Genomic DNA, 16,385 nt, shown 5'->3' on the forward strand with positions numbered 1-16,385 from the left:
GTCAGTCATTGAGGAAGTCCGGCACACGTTCGGCCGCTACCGTTGCTGCGGCCGGAATCCGGTCGGCGACAATCGCCCACTGGTCACCATCGACCATCACCTCGGGCACCATCGCCCGGCTGTTATAGAAACTCGCCATGGTCGCCCCATAGGCGCCGGCGGACCTGAAGATGGCAAGGTCACCGGCAGCCACCACATCAATATCCCGCGCCATGGCAAAGGTATCGCCTGTCTCGCAGACCGGACCGACGACATTGGCAACCATCCGCTCGCCCGACGGCTGCACAGCCTCAAAATCGTGCCAGGCGTCATACAACGCGGGCCGCGCCAGATCATTCATCGCGGCATCAACAATGACGAACGGATTTTCCACGCCCGGCTTGACCCGGATCACCTCGGTCACCAGCACGCCGGCATTGGCGGCGATCACCCGACCCGGTTCGAACATCAGCGTCACGCCCCAGTTGCCAGTGATGCGGGCGACCATCGCGCCATATTCCTCAGGCATTCGGGGGTCGTCAGCCGCCTTGTACTTGACACCCAACCCACCGCCGAGGTCCACATGGGTCACCTCATGACCGGCGGCGCGCAATTCCTGGACCAGCACACCGACCTTGTCGAACGCCGCCTCAAGCGGGTCCAGTGTCAGCAACTGGCTGCCAATGTGCAGCGCCACGCCGCGCAACTTGAGGCCCGGCAATGCCGCGAGACGGCCATAAATCGCCAGTGCATCGCTGATCGGCACGCCGAATTTATTCTCCGATTTGCCGGTTGAAATCTTGGCATGGGTGCGGGCATCGACATCAGGATTGATGCGCAGGGTGCAGACCGCTTTCTGTCCGCGCGCGACGGCAATCGCCGACAACTCCGCGCCCTCGATTTCGGACTCGATGTTGAACTGGCCGATCCCCGCGTCCAGGGCTGCAACCATTTCACGCTTGGACTTGCCAACACCTGAAAAGACAATCTCTTCCGGCGGCACACCCGCCGCCAGGGCGCGCACCATCTCACCCTCGGATACTACGTCAGCGCCCAGCCCGCGTTTGGCAAGAACGTTGAGCACGGCCAGGTTGGGATTGGCCTTGATCGCAAAGGCGACGTGCACGTCACCGGCCTGGGCAACGCCTGCCTTGAACGCATCGGCATGGCGTTCCAGCGTCGCGCGCGAATAGACATAGACAGGTGTTCCGACGGCATCGGCGATGGTGCGCAGCGACACATTCTCGCAGTGCAATTCGCCGTCGATCAGATTGAAATGATCCATGATTTCAACTTCTTTGCTCAAATAATCAGGTCAGTCACCCGGCAATCAGGCCGGGCCATATCCGGCTATCAGGAAGGTGGCAGATCAAATTCGTCGGTCTGCCGCTCCTCGGACCGTTTGAGCAATTCGTCACTACGCATTGGTCGTGCCTGTGGGGATGGCGTCATCAACTCAGCGGGTGTCGGGGCGCGCGTTTCGCCAGTCGGCACTGCCGGACCCGGCGCGCCGGACGGATAGGTCAGATCAGCGCGACGACCACAGCCGGTGAGTGCCGCGACCAGCGCGGTGCCAAGCATCAGCTTTGTTACCATCCTCATCGCCCGCCTCCTTCCAGCATGGCCCGGGCGGCATCAATCCGCTCGCTCACCCGCACCGGCGCGGTCCCGCCATGGCTGGTCCGGCTGGCAACCGATGCCTCAACAGTCAGCGCCGCCAAAACCTCCGCGTCAAGGCGTTCGTCAATCGCCTTTGCTGTGGCGAGGGGCAGGTCAGGCAGATCGCATCCCTCGGCTTCTGCCGCCTTCACCGCCGCGCCGACGATATGGTGGGCCTCGCGGAAGGGTACATTGCGCTCACGGACCAGCCAGTCGGCCAGGTCGGTCGCGGTGCTGAAACCGGTGGCGGCTGCGGCCCGCATCCGTTCGGTCCGGAATGTGGCCGTTTCGATCATGCCGGTCATCGCTGTCAGGCAAAGCTCCAGCAGGTCATGCGCTTCAAAAACCGGCGGCTTGTCGTCCTGCATGTCCTTGGAATAGGCCAGCGGCAGCCCCTTCATCGTGATCATGAGGGATGTGAAACAGCCGATGATCCGGCCGCTATGGCCACGGACCAGTTCCGCCGCGTCCGGGTTGCGCTTTTGCGGCATGATCGAACTGCCGGTCGAATAGGCGTCCGGCAAGGCCACGAAACCAAAGGGCTGGCTCGCCCAGATGACAAATTCCTCGGCCAGTCGCGACAGGTGCAGCGCGCACTGGCTGGCGGCGGACAGATAATCCAGAGCGAAATCGCGGTCAGACACACTGTCCAGGCTATTGTCGGTGGGGCCATCGAAACCAAGCATCGTTGCTGTAACGAAACGATCAGTGTCAAATCCGGTTCCGGCCAGTGCCGCGGCACCCAGCGGGCATCGGTTCAAACGCGCCCTGGCATCGGCAAAACGCGACCGGTCACGATTAAACATCTCAAAATAGGCCATTAAATGGTGGCCGAGGGTGACCGGTTGGGCCACCTGCAAATGGGTGAACCCCGGCATGATGCTCGCCACATGCTCCCCGGCCCGGTCCACCAGAATGCGCAAAAGTCGCTCTAACTGGGTATCTACCTGATCGATCGCATCACGAACCCACAGACGGAAATCAGTGGCAACTTGGTCGTTCCGGCTGCGCGCGGTGTGCAACCGCCCCGCCACCGGCCCGATCAGCTCGGCCAGCCGGCTTTCAACTGTCATGTGAATGTCTTCAAGCGACAGATCCACCGGCACTCCCTGCTCAGCGAACTCGGCTTCGACCTGTACCAGCCCGGCATCGATCGCCGCGACATCCTCGGACGACAATATCCCCTGCTGACCAAGCATCGCCACATGCGCGCGACTGCCGGCGATATCCTGTTGCCAAAGCCGCTTGTCGAAGGGGATAGACGCATTTATTTCACGCATGACCGCCGCGGGGCCTTCCGCAAAGCGGCCACCCCACATCCCGCTCTTGGCTGGAGATTGTCCGTTGCCGTCCATGATCCTGTCCATTCCCGCCAGACGCCCTGTCCCGGGCATCGTTCGCCAATTGAGGGCCGCCGGCATCGCACTCGCTGCCAGCATGCTTCTGGCCGGGTGCGATAGGGAAAAGGCGCCCGAGCCGCAACCCAAGGAAAACTCGGCCACGCCAAAGAATGACAGCCAGAATAGCTCGGGTCCGCAACGGTACAGGATCGACTTGAGCTCGGCGGGATCACCCATCCCTGCGCTCGACATGCTCGCGCCCGATGGCAGCAGGAAATATCTCACAACGCTGAAGGGAAAGCCGATCCTGCTCAACCTCTGGGCAACTTGGTGTGCGCCCTGCATCGAAGAACTTCCGACACTGGAAGCCGTTGCCGTCCGAGCCGGCGATGCTGCGCAAGTAGTGGTTCTGTCTCAGGATATCGGCAGCGATCCCTCTGGCCCGCAAGCCTTCTTGCGGGAAAGGTCGTTAAGTCATGTCCAACCCTGGCACGATCCGGAGAATGAGCTCAGCATTGCCACTGGCGGAGCCTTGCCCACCACCATCATCTACGATCGCGAAGGCGAGGAAGTGGGCCGTGTAATAGGCCCATTGGACTGGAACGGCCCCGAGGCATCAGAATTGCTTGCCAAAGCCGGTTTCCCGGCTTGAAGCCATGCGAGATCACGGGCCAGTCAACAGACAGGCGCGCTGCAGAGGTTGACTTATCGGTCATAATCTAGCGGAAGTGGCGAATGGACCTCTATCTGCCTGTCGCAAACATGTCAGTGAACATTTTCGTCATCATTGCCTTGGGTGGCATGGTGGGCGTTCTGTCTGGCATGTTCGGCGTCGGCGGGGGCTTTCTCACCACACCATTGCTCATTTTCTATGGCATTCCCCCAACCGTAGCAGCTGCCAGCGCCGCCACCCAGGTAACCGGCTCCAGTGTCTCTGGCATGCTGGCGCATTGGAGGCGCGATGCAGTTGACATGCACTTGGGAGCCGTACTGGTTGCCGGTGGCGTTCTAGGGTCCATAATCGGCGCCGCCCTGTTTGAATGGCTGGAATCCAAGGGCCAGATCGATACGGTCATTTCCATCTTATATTTGGTTCTGTTGGGATCGATTGGTGCGATGATGCTTCGCGAATCTCTCGACACCTTGAAAGCAGAGCGAACGGGTTTTCGGCCGCAAGTCCGCAAGCGCCGCCACCATCCCTTGGTGCTGATGCTGCCTTTCCGATGGCGCTTTTACAAATCTGGCCTGTATATGTCACCGCTCGCACCGCTAATCCTTGGGATCATTACCGGCATTATGACAATGCTGTTGGGTGTAGGCGGCGGTTTCATAATGGTGCCAGCCATGCTCTATATTCTGGGCATGGGAGCGCAGGTTGTAGTCGGCACATCTTTGTTCCAGATACTTTTCACAACCATTGCCACGACGATGATCCACAGCGTTACGACAAGAGCGGTGGACATTGTACTGGCGTTACTCCTGCTGGCAGGTGGGGTTGTCGGAGCCCAATTTGGCGCAAGATTCGCGATGAAGGCAAACCCCGCCAGACTTCGGTTGGGGCTCGCGATCATCGTTCTGCTTGTCGCGACGCAAATGGCCATAGGACTGGCCTGGCGGCCAAGCGAGATTTACTCGATCCAATGGCTGTGATGTTCCGCCCAGTCCTGCTCGCCGTGAAAGGGGCTGCATGCTTGTTGGCGATGGCTGCGTCCACTTCGGCGCTTCCTCAATCCAGAGACCCGGTGCTTGTCCCCGATGTCTCTAGCCGCGCAATTGACATCAAATACAGCTTTACAGGAGAGGAACTTCTGCTGTTCGGCGCCATCGTCTATCCTGACGGGAGAGCACCGGACGAGCGCGCCGACATCGTGGTTGTCATCAAAGGACCAACCGAAGCGATCCGATTGAGGGAAAAGCAACGCATTGCGGGTATCTGGGTCAATGCCCAGAGCGTGAGATTTGCGACCGCCCCCGGATATTACGCGATTGCTGCATCCAGACCGATCAATCAGATGATGGATGAGCGAACAGCGGCTATATACGAGCTGGGTCTCGAAAACCTCTCACTATCCCCGGCAAATTTCGAGAATGAGCAACAGCTCAGAACCTTTGAGCGTGGGCTGATTGACTTGCAACGGCGCCGCACCCTTTACGCGGAAAATTTTGGATCCGTGGAAATCAGCAATGGGGTTCTGTATCGGGCAGCCCTCGCCATCCCGGCCCAGGTGCCTGTTGGCAGATACACGGCGGAGACATATCTTGTGTCCAAAGGCCGCGTGCTCGCAGTTGCGGCCCGGGAGATAGACATCCGCAAGACCGGCTTTGATCGGTTTGTTGCAGATGCAGCGGAAAATTATGGCATATTGTATGGGCTTGCCGCTGTTGCGCTATCGCTCGGACTTGGCCTGGGTGCTGGTTATGTGTTTCGACAGCGATAAACCACAATAGCCACTTGTTAACGTCACCAAGCTATTAAGCCTGCTGCGGGACAGCCTTGAGCATAGGCATCCGGACCAATGGCCAAATGAGTGATGACGCATGGACTCTCAATCTGCCCCACAAGCTGCCCCTAGTGCAGAGGCACTGACCCATCTGGCGGAAGCCAGAACTGCCAGCACGGAACGGCTTCGTATCGGCGAGGTCATGGACATAGCGGGTTCTTCGTCGGCAGTCCTTTTGAGTGCCGAGGCATTGCATCATTTATCGACCAGTCAGGATTCAGCCGTTTCGATGGCCGGCCAAGTGGGAAGCCAGATCAAGATACGGGTTGGCAACACCTGGCTTGTAGCCGGCATCCGAAATCAGAAACTGCATCCGCGCGACCATGCCTTGATCGTTGCGACAGTGGATTTCCTCGGCGAAGGCGACGAAGAAGTTCTCACAGGCAAAATCAACAATTTCCGTCGTGGCGTCACCCGCTTTCCGATCCCCGGCAGCCCGGTCTATGCGGCGACATCCAGTGACCTCAAACAGATTTATGCTGCGGACAATCGCAGCCATGTGGAAATCGGAACAATCTATCCGACAAAGGACACGAGGGCAGCGCTCTATATTGACCCATTGCTTGGCAAACATTTTGCCCTGCTCGGTTCTACCGGCACCGGTAAATCGACGAGCGCGGCACTGATCCTGCATCGCATCATCGAAACCGCGCCTCAAGGCCATGTGGTCATGATCGATCCGCACGGAGAATATTCGGCGGCCTTTCGCAATCAGGGCGCGATCTTCGACGTTGACAATCTTGCCATGCCCTATTGGCTGCTCAATTTCGAAGAGCATTGCGAAATATTCGTTACGTCAGAAGGCAAGGATCGGCAGATCGATTGTGACATTTTGTCCCGTTGCCTGCTGGCTGCGCGTGCCAAGAACAAGCATGCCGAAGGCATTTCCAAACTGACAATAGATTCCCCAGTTCCCTATCTGCTCTCGGATCTGCTCGGCATAATCCAGAATGAGATGGGCAAGTTGGACAAGTCCACTTCAACAGCACCGTTTCAGCGGCTCAAGAGCAAGATCGAGGAATTGCGGGCTGATCCTCGCTACAACTTCATGTTCTCTGGCATGCTGGTTGGCGACACAATGACCTCGTTCCTCCAGAAGATATTCCGCCTGCCGACCGACGGACGCCCCATTTCGATCGTCGACGTTTCCGGCGTCCCTTCTGATGTCGTCCGCGTCGTTGTTGCAGTGCTTGCCCGAATGGTCTTTGATTATGCCATTTGGTCACGAGACGAGCCGCAGCGACCGATCCTTCTCGTTTGCGAGGAGGCGCACCGCTATGTTCCGAATGAACGCAATGCCGATACGTCTTCTGTTGGACGCATTTTGTCACGTATCGCCAAGGAAGGCCGCAAATACGGTGTTTCGCTCGGCCTGATCACACAGCGACCGTCGGATCTGGCAGAAGGCGTGCTGTCGCAGTGCGGCACTATCATTTCCATGCGGCTCAACAATGAGCGCGACCAGAATTTCGTCAAGGCAGCAATGCCGGAAGGGTCGCGGGGCTTTGTCGAGTCCATTGCGGCACTGCGCAATCGCGAATGTGTGATCTGCGGAGAAGGCGTGGCGATTCCGATTCGGGTGATGCTCGACAATCTGGAGCCGGACAAACGACCCGCGTCGACCGATCCGCTGTTCTCCGAATTGTGGCGTGAATCGGGTGGAGAGCCGGAAATTGTTGATCGCATTGTCCGGCGTTGGCGGAGCCAAGGACGGTAAGTAGACGCCCAGGTAGAGCGGCCACGGCGCCTCTACCTCTTCAGATAATTACATCATTTCAGATAGTTAGCGCCGGATATTGGTGCCACTGTCGCGCCATTCTTCGCGCACGGTGCCGGAACGGTTGAGCCGCGGGTCGGCATAGCTGGGCGCGGGCTGTGCGGCGACCGGAACCGGCGGCTGCGAAAAGCCGGGCGTATTGATCGGCGCGGGCACGGGTGCTGCAGCTGTAGCCGCGGTCCCGGCCACTGGCACGTTGCGCGCCGCATTGATCGCGGCCACCGTCGCCGCATCAGGCGCACCGGCGGGCGCACCAGCCGGCATGGCAGGCGTCACGCCTGCTGCGACAGTGCCAGGAACGACGGCCGAAGGCACGTTGCGGCCGGCCCTGGCAGCCAGCTGGGCAGCAATCGGCAAATAGGGGCCCGGCGCCGGTTCCCGCCCCGAATATGGCCGGGAGAAAGCGGCAGGCGTCCCATATCGACCACGCCAGCGGTGAAAGATGTGGGCGCCGACAATGTTCGTCATAGCCAGCGACCGCCCCCAAGACGGCCAAATGGCCGTGGTGTGATAATGGGTAGCCACACCAACTGCCGGAAAAGTCCGTCCGGCGAGGGCTTCAGCTGCAATACGGCTGGCTCTGGACCAGTTGGTCCGGCTCGGCGAGCGGGCCATCGCGCCGTCGCAGGCAAAGGTAAACTGGCAGACCAGAGGCCGTTGCGAGCCCTGGAACACCACACCACAAACGCTGCCAGGAAAGCTGGGATGGCGAACACGGTTGAGCACAACCTGCGCAACAGCACGCATTCCGTCATCAGATTCACTCGCAGCCTCATAATACAGAGCTGCAGTGAGACAATAATGCGCACGGGCGGTATCAGTGGCGGTTGCGCCGCGAAACACATAGCGGGTCGGCGGCGGACCAACATAGGCCTCCATCCGCATGGCGGCGGCATTGGCGGGTGGCAGAGCCGCTTCGCCGTCCCCGCCCGCCAGTTCGGCAACGGTCGGCAATGCAGTCGGATCCGGCAAATCGGGCGCAATTTCCCGGGCCGCGTCAAAGCTGGTTGCATTGACAAGCGACCATAGCTGCGCATCATAGGGTTTGAGTGTCACCGGCACTGACACGGAATAGGGTTCCGGGGAAAAGGGATTGCCCCAAAGCTGATGTGATCCCAGCAACAAAGCAGGTACCAACGCCATCCCGCCCAACAACAGCCAGCGGCGCGAACGGTGCACCCGGCCACCAGATCGCGGCGGGCGACCAAATGGGCGCGCGGTTCGCCCGTCAGCGGCTTTGCCAGAAGCCCAGTCATCCGGATGAATTGCTGCGGTCATGCGCGCCTGTTCTGAACCCACTTTCCTGTGGCTTGCCCGAATCATGCGGCAAGGCCCTGCGACAATGGCACGCATTTATGTCCAAATCGCCAACGTGAACCTTTTCGCCCCGCTGCGGGACAGTCACGTCACCGTCAGGTCGCGGCCTGACGCGCTTCGCAAAGCACCGGAAAGTTGACAGAACGGGCAATGAAACAGAGCTGATGCGCCCGTTCATGGAGCGCAGTGATCACGTCCCATTCGACCACGCCATCGACATCGACACAGGGTCTGAGAATGACGCGGGTGAATTGCCCGCCGCCATCGGCGGCTTCTGTCATTTCGCCAAGCGGCTCGTCACGGTAGGCAGTAACGATGACGCCCGCCTCAGCGGCGAGATGCAGGAACCAGAGCTGGTGGCAAGCCACCAAGGATGCCACCAGCAATTCCTCAGGATTCCATGCCGCGGCATCGCCGAGGAATGCCGGATCGCTGCTGCCGGCAATGGGCAGCTTGCCAGCCGCCGACAGGCGATGGCCGCGATCATAATCGCGATAGCCGCTGGTCCCGTTGCCACGGTTGCCAGTCCAGTCGAGGGTGAGTGAGTAACGGTGTATGCGGGCCATGCTGCAACCCGTATCAGACAAGCTGCCTGACTGCCAGTTCATGCCGAGCAAAGCCAGTGCGGCCGGTCAATCTTGCCACCTTCAGATCTGGCCCAGTGCGGCGAATTCTTCTTCGGCCCGGCGGGTTTCGGCATAGATGGATGCGGCGGCCTCGGCTTCCTTTGCCGGTTCGGCCCTTACGGTCGCGTTACCACCGGTCCTTTGCACCGGGGCCATGCGGGCCCATCCGTCCGGGCCCAGGCGTTCCAGCGGCTGGAAGCGGGTCTTGTAGCCCATGCGGTCGGACCCTTCGATCCAATAACCGAGATAGACATATGGCAGACCGGCGCGGGCGGCGCGAACGATATGGTCGAGGATGATGAAGGTACCAAGCCCCTTGCGTCCGCTGTCGTTCGTTTCGAAGAAACTATAGACCATCGACAGGCCATCACCCTGACGATCAGTAAGGCAGGCACCGACCAGTCGCCCGGCCGAGCCATCCGGATTGGGTTCGCGATATTCGACAACGCAGCTTTCAACCGGTGAATGTTCGACCATGCCGGCAAAATCTTCCTCGCTCATATCGGCCATTCCACCTGTGGGATGGCGTGATGCGAGGTAACGGGTGAGAAGTTCATATTGTTCTTCGGTGGCCCAGGGCGCCCGCGCTTCGACGATCAGATCGGCATGGGCCTTTAGCGTCCGCTTTTGGGAACTGCTGGGTTTGAATTCCCCTGCCGCAACGCGCACCGAAACACAGGCGGTGCAGCCCAGGCAACTGGGCCTATAGGCAACATTCTGGCTGCGACGAAAGCCGATCCGGCCCAACGCGTCATTGAGTTGCGCAGCATTGCTGCCGGTCAGTTCGGTGAACACCTTACGTTCGCTGCGTCCCGGCAGATAGGGACACGGGCTCGGGCTCGTGACAAAGAATCGTGGGAAGCGGAACGGTGCGGTCACTGAAAAACGGGCCTTTTGCAACGGGTCCGCCGAGAAGGCGTTGCGAGCACTATGGCAAGAGGTCCGATTCAATTAAAGCCTGTTAACCACGGAAATGTGAGTTGATCGACAGGTGATTCAGAACGGAACAGCCAGCACGTCAGGCCAGTTCCACCATCGTTACCTGATAACCCGCCTTGCGAAGCGCGGACACCAGTGAATCGAGATGGTCCCTGTCTCGCAATTCGCATTCAATGTCGGTGATCAGCCCCTTTGCCGGCAAGGTGGTGAAAATGCGCTGATGATAAATCTCGACGATATTCACCTGCAGGCTGTTGAAAACGCTCATGACATTGAACAAGGCGCCGGGCCGGTCCTGCAAACGGATACGCAGGCGGGCAAGTCGTCCAGACCGGGCGAGATCACGCAGCAGCACATTGGCGAGCAGCCGGGTGTCGATGTTGCCACCACATAGAACGAGGCCGACATTGCGGCCCTTGAACCGGTCACCATGGGCCAAGAGCGCAGCGAAGCCGGCAGCCCCCGCCCCTTCGACCACCGTTTTTTCGATTTGCAGCAACAGGCTGACCGCCCGTTCAAGATGACGTTCGGCGACAAGCACAATGTCGTCGGCGAGTTTGGCGACAACACCGCTGGTAAACTCACCCGGCTGCTTGACGGCGATGCCTTCGGCCAAAGTATCGCCTTCGCACGGCATGTCGACGTGGTTCAGACGGGCATACATTGACGGATAAAGCTCTGCCTGCACGCCAATAAGACGGATGTCCGGTCGCAACCCCCGGGCCGCTGTACCCATACCGGAGAAGAGCCCGCCTCCGCCGATCGGAATGATCAGCGTATCAATCTCTGGCTGATCTTCGAGCATTTCCAGCGCGACCGTGCCCTGCCCTGCGGCGATACGGGGATCATCAAAGGGATGGACAAAGGTCAGCCCCCGTTCCTGTTCCAGTTCGCGGGCATGCGCGTAGGCATCATCATATTTCTCGCCATGCAGGACGATTTCCGCGCCATGGCTTGCGGTCTGATAGACTTTCACCTGCGGGGTAGTCTGGGGCATGACGATGGTGACCGGCACACCCAGGCGGGCGCCATGATAGGCCAGCCCTTGCGCATGATTACCGGCACTGGCGGCGATGACACCCCTTTCGCGCTGCTCCTTGTCCATCATCAACAGCGTGTTGAGAGCGCCCCGTTCCTTGTAGGCCGCCGTAAACTGAAGATTTTCGAACTTCAGAAAGACGTTCGCACCGACCATGGCGGACAGGGTGCGGCTGATCGTTGTCGGCGTGTGGAGCACGGCATCGCCGATGCGCTCCCGCGCGGCGCGGACATCATCCAAAGTCAAAAGGGGCGAGCCGCCCGGTGCAACAGGCGAGCCGGGCACCAAGGTCGAAAGAGGTGAGCTATCTGTCATGACGCATCCGCCTCTATCCCATCTGGCGCGGCACGCAAACCGCCGTTATGCCGATGGCATGGCAAGATTAGCTTTTATCGGACTGGGCACCATGGGCGGCCCCATCGCCCGTCACCTGGCCAAGGCTGGGCATGAAATGATCGTGTTCAACCGCAGCCGGGCCAAAGCCGACGCATGGGTCACGGCCCATGGCGGCACCGTGGCGAGCAGCCCCGCCGCGGCGGCGGAAGGGGCCGATGCGGTCATCAGTTGCGTTGGTACCGACGATGACTTGGCCAGCATCACATTGGGCCGCGATGGTGCATTTCGCACAATGGCCAAGGGCGCACTGTATATCGACCACACCACCGTATCCGCCAAGATCGCCCGGCAATTGTCGGTGGAGGCGGACTCGCGTGGATTGATGGTGGTCGACGCGCCGGTGACCGGGGGACAGGCTGGAGCGGAAAATGGCACACTGACGCTGATGTGTGGTGGCAAAAAGGCGGCAATCGAGGCTGCGACGCCGCTGATGACCGCCTATTCGCGGCGGATTGTCCACATTGGGAGGGCGGGCGCAGGGCAGACAACCAAGATGGCGAACCAGATCGCCTTTGCCGGCATCATCCAGAGCCTGTCCGAAGCATTGCGCTTTGCCGAGGCGGCGCGGCTCGACCTCGACAAGGTCTATGAGGCAATCAGCGGCGGCGCGGCGGGTAGCTGGCAGATGGACAATCGCTGGCACAGCATGGCGAAGGACGAGTTTGATTTCGGTTTTGCCGTTGACTGGATGCGCAAGGACCTGGGCCTCGCCATTGATGAGGCGCGCGCCAATGGGGCCAGCCTGCCGATTGCCGCGATCATCGACCAATTTTATGCCGAATTGCAGGCGATGGGTGCCGGACGGCAGGATACCAGTGTTCTGGTGAAGAGGTTGCCGAAATGATGACGCCCACAATGCGCACCTGTCTGGCGGCCCTGGCCTTGGCATGGCTGCCCACTCCAGCCGTCGCCGAAACGCTGATCGACAATGTCGATGGCCTGACGCTGACGGCCAATGGCGACGTGCAGCGGTTCAACGCCATTATCATCGGCGATGACGGCCGGGTTGAACAATTGCTGCGGCCGGGAGACCGGCGCCCGGATCGGCCCGATTTCCGCAAAGACGGGCGCGGTCAGGTGCTGATGCCCGGGCTGATCGACGCGCACGGACATGTGATGGGCCTGGGTTTCCAGCTGATGACGCTCGATCTTTCACAGACGCGCAGCCTGGCGGAGGCACAGGAAGCCATCCGCGCCTATGCCGCCGCCAATCCCGAATTGCCGTGGATCATCGGCCGGGGATGGAATCAGGAAAGCTGGGCCCTCGGCCGCTTTCCCACCGCTGCCGACATTGACGCTGTGGTGGCCGACAAGCCGGTATGGCTGGAACGGGTCGATGGCCATGCCGGATGGGCGAACAGCGCGGCCATGCGGGCGGCCAGTATCACCGCCTCCACCCGTTCACCCAGTGGTGGGCGGATTGAGACCGTTGGTGGACGACCAAGCGGCATATTTGTCGATGCCGCAAGCGATCTGATCGCGCGCCATGTGCCACAGCCGCTGGCCCGCGACCGTGACAGGGCACTGGCGCTGGCCCAACAAAGGCTGCTCGAATCCGGCATCACCACTGTGGCCGACATGGGCACGAGCATGGAGGATTGGCAGGCGTTCCGCAGGGCGGGAGATGGCGGTCGGTTGAATGTCCGGATCATCAGCTACGCCGCCGGGACCGACGCCATGGCGCTGATCGCCGGGCCGGGGCCGACGCCATGGCTCTATGAGGACCGGCTGCGCATGGTTGGGGTCAAACTGGTGCTCGACGGCGCGCTGGGCTCGCGCGGCGCGTGGCTCAAAGCTCCCTATAGCGATGCGCCAACGATCACCGGCCTGCCAATGCTGAGCCAGTCGCAGCTGCGCAACTTCATGGTGCGTGCAACGATGGACGGATTTCAGGTGGCGGTCCATGCCATCGGTGACGCCGCGAATGGCGAGCTGCTGGCCGCGATCGATGATGTCGCGGCCAGCTTTCCCGGCGACCGGCGCTGGCGGATCGAACATGCCCAGATCGTTGACCTGCCTGACATCGCCCGGTTCGGCCAGCATGGCATCATCGCCAGCATGCAGCCGGTGCACCAGACCAGCGACAGGCTGATGGCCGAAGCGCGGCTGGGACCAGACCGGTTGGGCGGAGCCTATGCCTGGCGGACGATTGCAGGGACCGGATCGCGACTGGCCTTTGGCAGCGACTTCCCGGTCGAAAGCCCTGACCCGTTCGCCGGCCTCGCCACCGCCTTTACCCGGGAGGATGCACAGGGCCAGCCGTTCGGCGGATGGCGGCCGGAGGAGGCGGTCAACCGTATCGCGGCGCTCGACGGCTTCACCCGCAGCGCGGCCTATGCCGGCTTTGCCGAGGACCGGATCGGCACGCTGATGCCGGGGATGCGGGCCGATTTCATCCTGCTCGACAAGGATGTGACGCTTGCGAGCCCGAGCGACGTGCGTGGCGCCCGGGTCGCGGAGACATGGGTTGGCGGGCGGCCGGTGTGGGTGCGCAGCGGGACGAACGATGCCTCAACCGGGGACCCAAGAGAGAGCCTCTGAGGGTTCCCCCAAAACACAAGGGGCCGGATCGCTCCGGCCCCCTGAAAGATGGCATTGAGGGCGACGTTCAATACACCCGCGCCTTGGGCTTGATATACTCTACCTCGTCGGAGAGGGTATATTCGTGGACGGGGCGGTAGTCGAGTTTGACTTCGCCGCCCTTGCCGCCCCAGCCGTCGAACCAGCTGACGGTGTGCTTCATCCAGTTGGCGTCGTTGCGGTCGGGGAAGTCCTCATGCGCGTGGGCGCCGCGGCTTTCCTTGCGGTTCGCCGCCGAATGCATGGTGACGCTGGCCTGGCTGATGAGGTTGTCGAGCTCAAGCGTCTCGATGAGGTCGGTGTTCCAGATCAGCGAGCGGTCGCTGACGCGGATGTCCTGCATCTTGGCGTAGGTCTTGCCCAGCAGGTCCTTGCCCTCGTCAAGCAGCGCAGTGTCGCGGAACACGGCGCAATGCTTTTGCATCGTCTTCTGCATTTCTACGCGGACTTCGGCGGTAGGCGAACCGCCGTTGGCGAAGCGGAAATGATCGAGGCGTTGCAGCGCGAAGTCGGCTGAATCCTTGGGCATCGGCTTGTGCGGGGTGCCGGGCTTGATCAGTTCCTTGAGGCGGTGGCCGGTGGCGCGGCCGAACACGACAAGGTCGATCAGCGAGTTGGAACCAAGGCGGTTGGCGCCATGGACCGAGACGCAGGCAGCTTCACCCACGGCGAACAGGCCGGGGATGACATGCTCAGGATTGCCGTCCTTCAGCGTGACGACTTCGCCATGATAGTTACAGGGAATGCCACCCATATTGTAATGGACGGTTGGTGTCACCGGCAGCGGCTGGCGGGTCAGGTCAACACCGGCGAAAATTTTGCCGCTTTCGGTGATGCCGGGCAGGCGTTCGGCCAGCACCTTGGCATCGATATGGTCAAGGTGCAGGTAGATATGGTCGCCATCGGGACCAACGCCGCGGCCTTCGCGCATTTCCAGCGCCATCGAACGCGACACGACGTCACGGCTGGCAAGATCCTTGGCCGACGGCGCATAGCGTTCCATGAAACGCTCGCCTTCGGAGTTGGTCAGATAACCGCCCTCCCCACGCGCGCCTTCGGTAATGAGGACGCCGGCGCCATAGATGCCGGTCGGGTGGAACTGGACAAATTCCATGTCCTGAAGCGGGAGCCCAGCGCGCAGGACCATGCCGCCGCCGTCACCGGTGCAGGTGTGGGCGGAGGTCGCGGTGTAATAGGCGCGGCCATAACCGCCGGTCGCCAGCACGACGGCGTGGCTCTTGAACCGGTGGATCGAGCCATCCTCCATGCACATGGCGATGACGCCACGGCATTCCCCGTCGACCATGATCAGGTCGAGCGCGAAATATTCGATGAAGAAGTCCGCGTCATATTTCAGGCTCTGCTGGTAGAGAGCGTGAAGCATGGCGTGGCCGGTACGGTCGGCGGCGGCGCAGGTGCGCTGTACCGGCGGGCCTTCGCCCATATTCTGCATGTGACCGCCGAACGGACGCTGGTAGATGGTGCCATCGGCATTGCGGCTGAACGGCACGCCGGCATGTTCCAGCTCGTAAACCGCCTGCGGCGCTTCCCGCACCATATATTCGATGGCGTCCTGGTCACCCAGCCAGTCCGACCCCTTGACGGTGTCGTACATGTGCCAGGTCCAGTGGTCCGGCGTGTTGTTGCACAGCGACGCGGCGATGCCGCCCTGAGCCGCCACAGTGTGCGAGCGGGTCGGGAACACCTTGGTGATGCAGGCGGTTTTCAGGCCGGCTTCGGCGCTGCCCATGGTGGCGCGCAAACCGGAGCCACCGGCTCCGACGACAACCGTGTCATAGACATGGTCGATGATCTTGTAGGCGGGGGCTGCTTCACTGGCCGACATTGACGGGCGCTCCCAAAGCGATCTTGGCAATACAGAAGAGGGCGAAGATGAGGCCGCCCCAGGTGAAGAAGGTGAGGAGCAGGAGAGAGGCAAGCTTGGTCGCTTCGCCGTGCACATAATCCTCGATCAACACGGTCAGGCCCAGGCGCATGTGGGTGAAGGCGCTGATCGCCAGCAGCGCCAGCGGCACAGCGGCGAATGGTGAGGCCAGCCAGCGGACCATCGCGTCATGGCTGCCCGCGCTGCCCGAAAGCAGGCTGATCAACAGCCAAACCAGCAGCGCCAGATTGGCAATGGCAGTGACGCGCGACAAGGTGAAATGATGTGTACCGCTGTGCGCGGAACCTAGTCCGCGAACACGGCCGAGACGGGTGCCGTTACCCATG

15 protein-coding genes are annotated in these 16,385 nt (G+C 61.1%); 6 read left to right on the forward strand and 9 right to left on the reverse strand.

Annotated features, from left to right (window positions below; translation table 11 throughout):
* Position 1 precedes the first annotated feature (1 nt).
* The 3 genes from lysA to argH form a co-directional block, all read right to left on the reverse strand.
* Positions 2-1,264 carry a diaminopimelate decarboxylase gene (gene lysA / locus GV829_RS13830; protein ID WP_169948410.1) on the reverse strand — a complete coding sequence of 421 codons (1,263 nt, stop codon included), beginning with the start codon at positions 1,262-1,264 and terminating at the stop codon, positions 2-4.
* Between the two features lie 68 nt (positions 1,265-1,332).
* Positions 1,333-1,581 carry a hypothetical protein gene (locus tag GV829_RS13835; protein ID WP_246202900.1) on the reverse strand — a complete coding sequence of 83 codons (249 nt, stop codon included), beginning with the start codon at positions 1,579-1,581 and terminating at the stop codon, positions 1,333-1,335.
* On the reverse strand, positions 1,578-2,957 hold the full coding sequence (gene argH, locus GV829_RS13840) for an argininosuccinate lyase (RefSeq protein ID WP_169948415.1): 1,380 nt from the start codon (positions 2,955-2,957) through the stop codon (positions 1,578-1,580). The genes GV829_RS13835 and argH overlap by 4 nt, the downstream gene beginning before the upstream one ends.
* 271 nt (positions 2,958-3,228) lie before the next feature.
* Between argH and GV829_RS13845 the strand changes: the two genes are divergently transcribed.
* The 4 genes from GV829_RS13845 (at position 3,229) to GV829_RS13860 (ending at position 7,196) form a co-directional block, all read left to right on the forward strand.
* Positions 3,229-3,630 (forward strand): TlpA family protein disulfide reductase, encoded by a 402-nt coding sequence (locus GV829_RS13845; protein ID WP_169947588.1) that lies wholly within the window; start codon positions 3,229-3,231, stop codon positions 3,628-3,630.
* Positions 3,631-3,713: 83 nt separating this feature from the next.
* Positions 3,714-4,628 carry a sulfite exporter TauE/SafE family protein gene (locus GV829_RS13850; protein ID WP_169947590.1) on the forward strand — a complete coding sequence of 305 codons (915 nt, stop codon included), beginning with the start codon at positions 3,714-3,716 and terminating at the stop codon, positions 4,626-4,628.
* Positions 4,619-5,416: a TIGR02186 family protein gene (locus tag GV829_RS13855; RefSeq protein WP_425505422.1), complete on the forward strand. Its 798-nt coding sequence runs from the start codon at positions 4,619-4,621 to the stop codon at positions 5,414-5,416. The genes GV829_RS13850 and GV829_RS13855 overlap by 10 nt, the downstream gene beginning before the upstream one ends.
* A gap of 100 nt (positions 5,417-5,516) precedes the next feature.
* Positions 5,517-7,196, forward strand: coding sequence for an ATP-binding protein (locus GV829_RS13860; protein WP_169947592.1), 1,680 nt, complete (start codon positions 5,517-5,519; stop codon positions 7,194-7,196).
* A 66-nt stretch (positions 7,197-7,262) separates the two neighbouring features.
* Here GV829_RS13860 and GV829_RS13865 read toward each other — a convergent pair whose 3' ends face one another.
* The 4 genes from GV829_RS13865 to GV829_RS13880 all read right to left on the reverse strand — a co-directional run bounded on the left by GV829_RS13865 (position 7,263) and on the right by GV829_RS13880 (position 11,492).
* On the reverse strand, positions 7,263-8,534 hold the full coding sequence (locus tag GV829_RS13865) for a cell wall hydrolase (RefSeq protein WP_246202901.1): 1,272 nt from the start codon (positions 8,532-8,534) through the stop codon (positions 7,263-7,265).
* Between the two features lie 134 nt (positions 8,535-8,668).
* Complete coding sequence (locus tag GV829_RS13870) at positions 8,669-9,139, reverse strand: OsmC family protein (protein ID WP_169947594.1); 471 nt, start codon at positions 9,137-9,139, stop codon at positions 8,669-8,671.
* Between the two features lie 81 nt (positions 9,140-9,220).
* Positions 9,221-10,078, reverse strand: a complete 858-nt coding sequence (locus GV829_RS13875; protein ID WP_169948421.1) for an arginyltransferase — start codon at positions 10,076-10,078, stop codon at positions 9,221-9,223.
* Between the two features lie 139 nt (positions 10,079-10,217).
* Positions 10,218-11,492: a threonine ammonia-lyase gene (locus tag GV829_RS13880; RefSeq protein ID WP_169947596.1), complete on the reverse strand. Its 1,275-nt coding sequence runs from the start codon at positions 11,490-11,492 to the stop codon at positions 10,218-10,220.
* Positions 11,493-11,550: 58 nt separating this feature from the next.
* On the opposite strand from GV829_RS13880, the gene GV829_RS13885 reads away from it, so the two are divergent.
* Both GV829_RS13885 and GV829_RS13890 read left to right on the forward strand, forming a co-directional pair.
* Positions 11,551-12,417, forward strand: a complete 867-nt coding sequence (locus GV829_RS13885; protein WP_169948423.1) for an NAD(P)-dependent oxidoreductase — start codon at positions 11,551-11,553, stop codon at positions 12,415-12,417.
* Positions 12,414-14,114 (forward strand): amidohydrolase, encoded by a 1,701-nt coding sequence (locus tag GV829_RS13890; protein ID WP_246202902.1) that lies wholly within the window; start codon positions 12,414-12,416, stop codon positions 14,112-14,114. Before GV829_RS13885 ends, GV829_RS13890 begins: the two co-directional genes overlap by 4 nt.
* Positions 14,115-14,181: 67 nt before the next feature.
* On the opposite strand, the gene sdhA is transcribed toward GV829_RS13890, so the two are convergent.
* Together sdhA and sdhD are read right to left on the reverse strand one after the other, a co-directional pair.
* Positions 14,182-15,999, reverse strand: a complete 1,818-nt coding sequence (sdhA, locus tag GV829_RS13895) for a succinate dehydrogenase flavoprotein subunit (protein ID WP_169947598.1) — start codon at positions 15,997-15,999, stop codon at positions 14,182-14,184.
* A complete protein-coding gene (gene sdhD, locus GV829_RS13900; protein ID WP_169947600.1) occupies positions 15,986-16,384 on the reverse strand; it encodes a succinate dehydrogenase, hydrophobic membrane anchor protein in 399 nt (132 codons plus the stop codon). The genes sdhA and sdhD overlap by 14 nt, the downstream gene beginning before the upstream one ends.
* Between the last annotated feature and the right edge of the window lies 1 nt (position 16,385).

The sequence above is a fragment of the Sphingomonas lacunae genome (genome assembly GCF_012979535.1).
GTDB lineage: Bacteria > Pseudomonadota > Alphaproteobacteria > Sphingomonadales > Sphingomonadaceae > Sphingopyxis > Sphingopyxis lacunae.

Bases quoted from the DNA above. Each gene is read 5' to 3' on its own strand.
- GV829_RS13855 (WP_425505422.1), top strand. From the start codon at position 4,619: ATGGCTGTGATGTTCCGCCCAGTCCTGCTCGCCGTGAAAGGGGCTGCA.
- GV829_RS13865 (WP_246202901.1), bottom strand. From the start codon at position 8,534: ATGACCGCAGCAATTCATCCGGATGACTGGGCTTCTGGCAAAGCCGCT.
- GV829_RS13860 (WP_169947592.1), top strand. From the start codon at position 5,517: ATGGACTCTCAATCTGCCCCACAAGCTGCCCCTAGTGCAGAGGCACTG.
- GV829_RS13845 (WP_169947588.1), top strand. From the start codon at position 3,229: ATGCTCGCGCCCGATGGCAGCAGGAAATATCTCACAACGCTGAAGGGA.
- GV829_RS13880 (WP_169947596.1), bottom strand. From the start codon at position 11,492: ATGACAGATAGCTCACCTCTTTCGACCTTGGTGCCCGGCTCGCCTGTT.
- GV829_RS13870 (WP_169947594.1), bottom strand. From the start codon at position 9,139: ATGGCCCGCATACACCGTTACTCACTCACCCTCGACTGGACTGGCAAC.
- argH (WP_169948415.1), bottom strand. From the start codon at position 2,957: ATGTGGGGTGGCCGCTTTGCGGAAGGCCCCGCGGCGGTCATGCGTGAA.
- GV829_RS13835 (WP_246202900.1), bottom strand. From the start codon at position 1,581: ATGAGGATGGTAACAAAGCTGATGCTTGGCACCGCGCTGGTCGCGGCA.
- GV829_RS13885 (WP_169948423.1), top strand. From the start codon at position 11,551: ATGGCAAGATTAGCTTTTATCGGACTGGGCACCATGGGCGGCCCCATC.
- sdhA (WP_169947598.1), bottom strand. From the start codon at position 15,999: ATGTCGGCCAGTGAAGCAGCCCCCGCCTACAAGATCATCGACCATGTC.
- lysA (WP_169948410.1), bottom strand. From the start codon at position 1,264: ATGGATCATTTCAATCTGATCGACGGCGAATTGCACTGCGAGAATGTG.
- GV829_RS13890 (WP_246202902.1), top strand. From the start codon at position 12,414: ATGATGACGCCCACAATGCGCACCTGTCTGGCGGCCCTGGCCTTGGCA.
- GV829_RS13850 (WP_169947590.1), top strand. From the start codon at position 3,714: ATGGACCTCTATCTGCCTGTCGCAAACATGTCAGTGAACATTTTCGTC.
- sdhD (WP_169947600.1), bottom strand. From the start codon at position 16,384: ATGGGTAACGGCACCCGTCTCGGCCGTGTTCGCGGACTAGGTTCCGCG.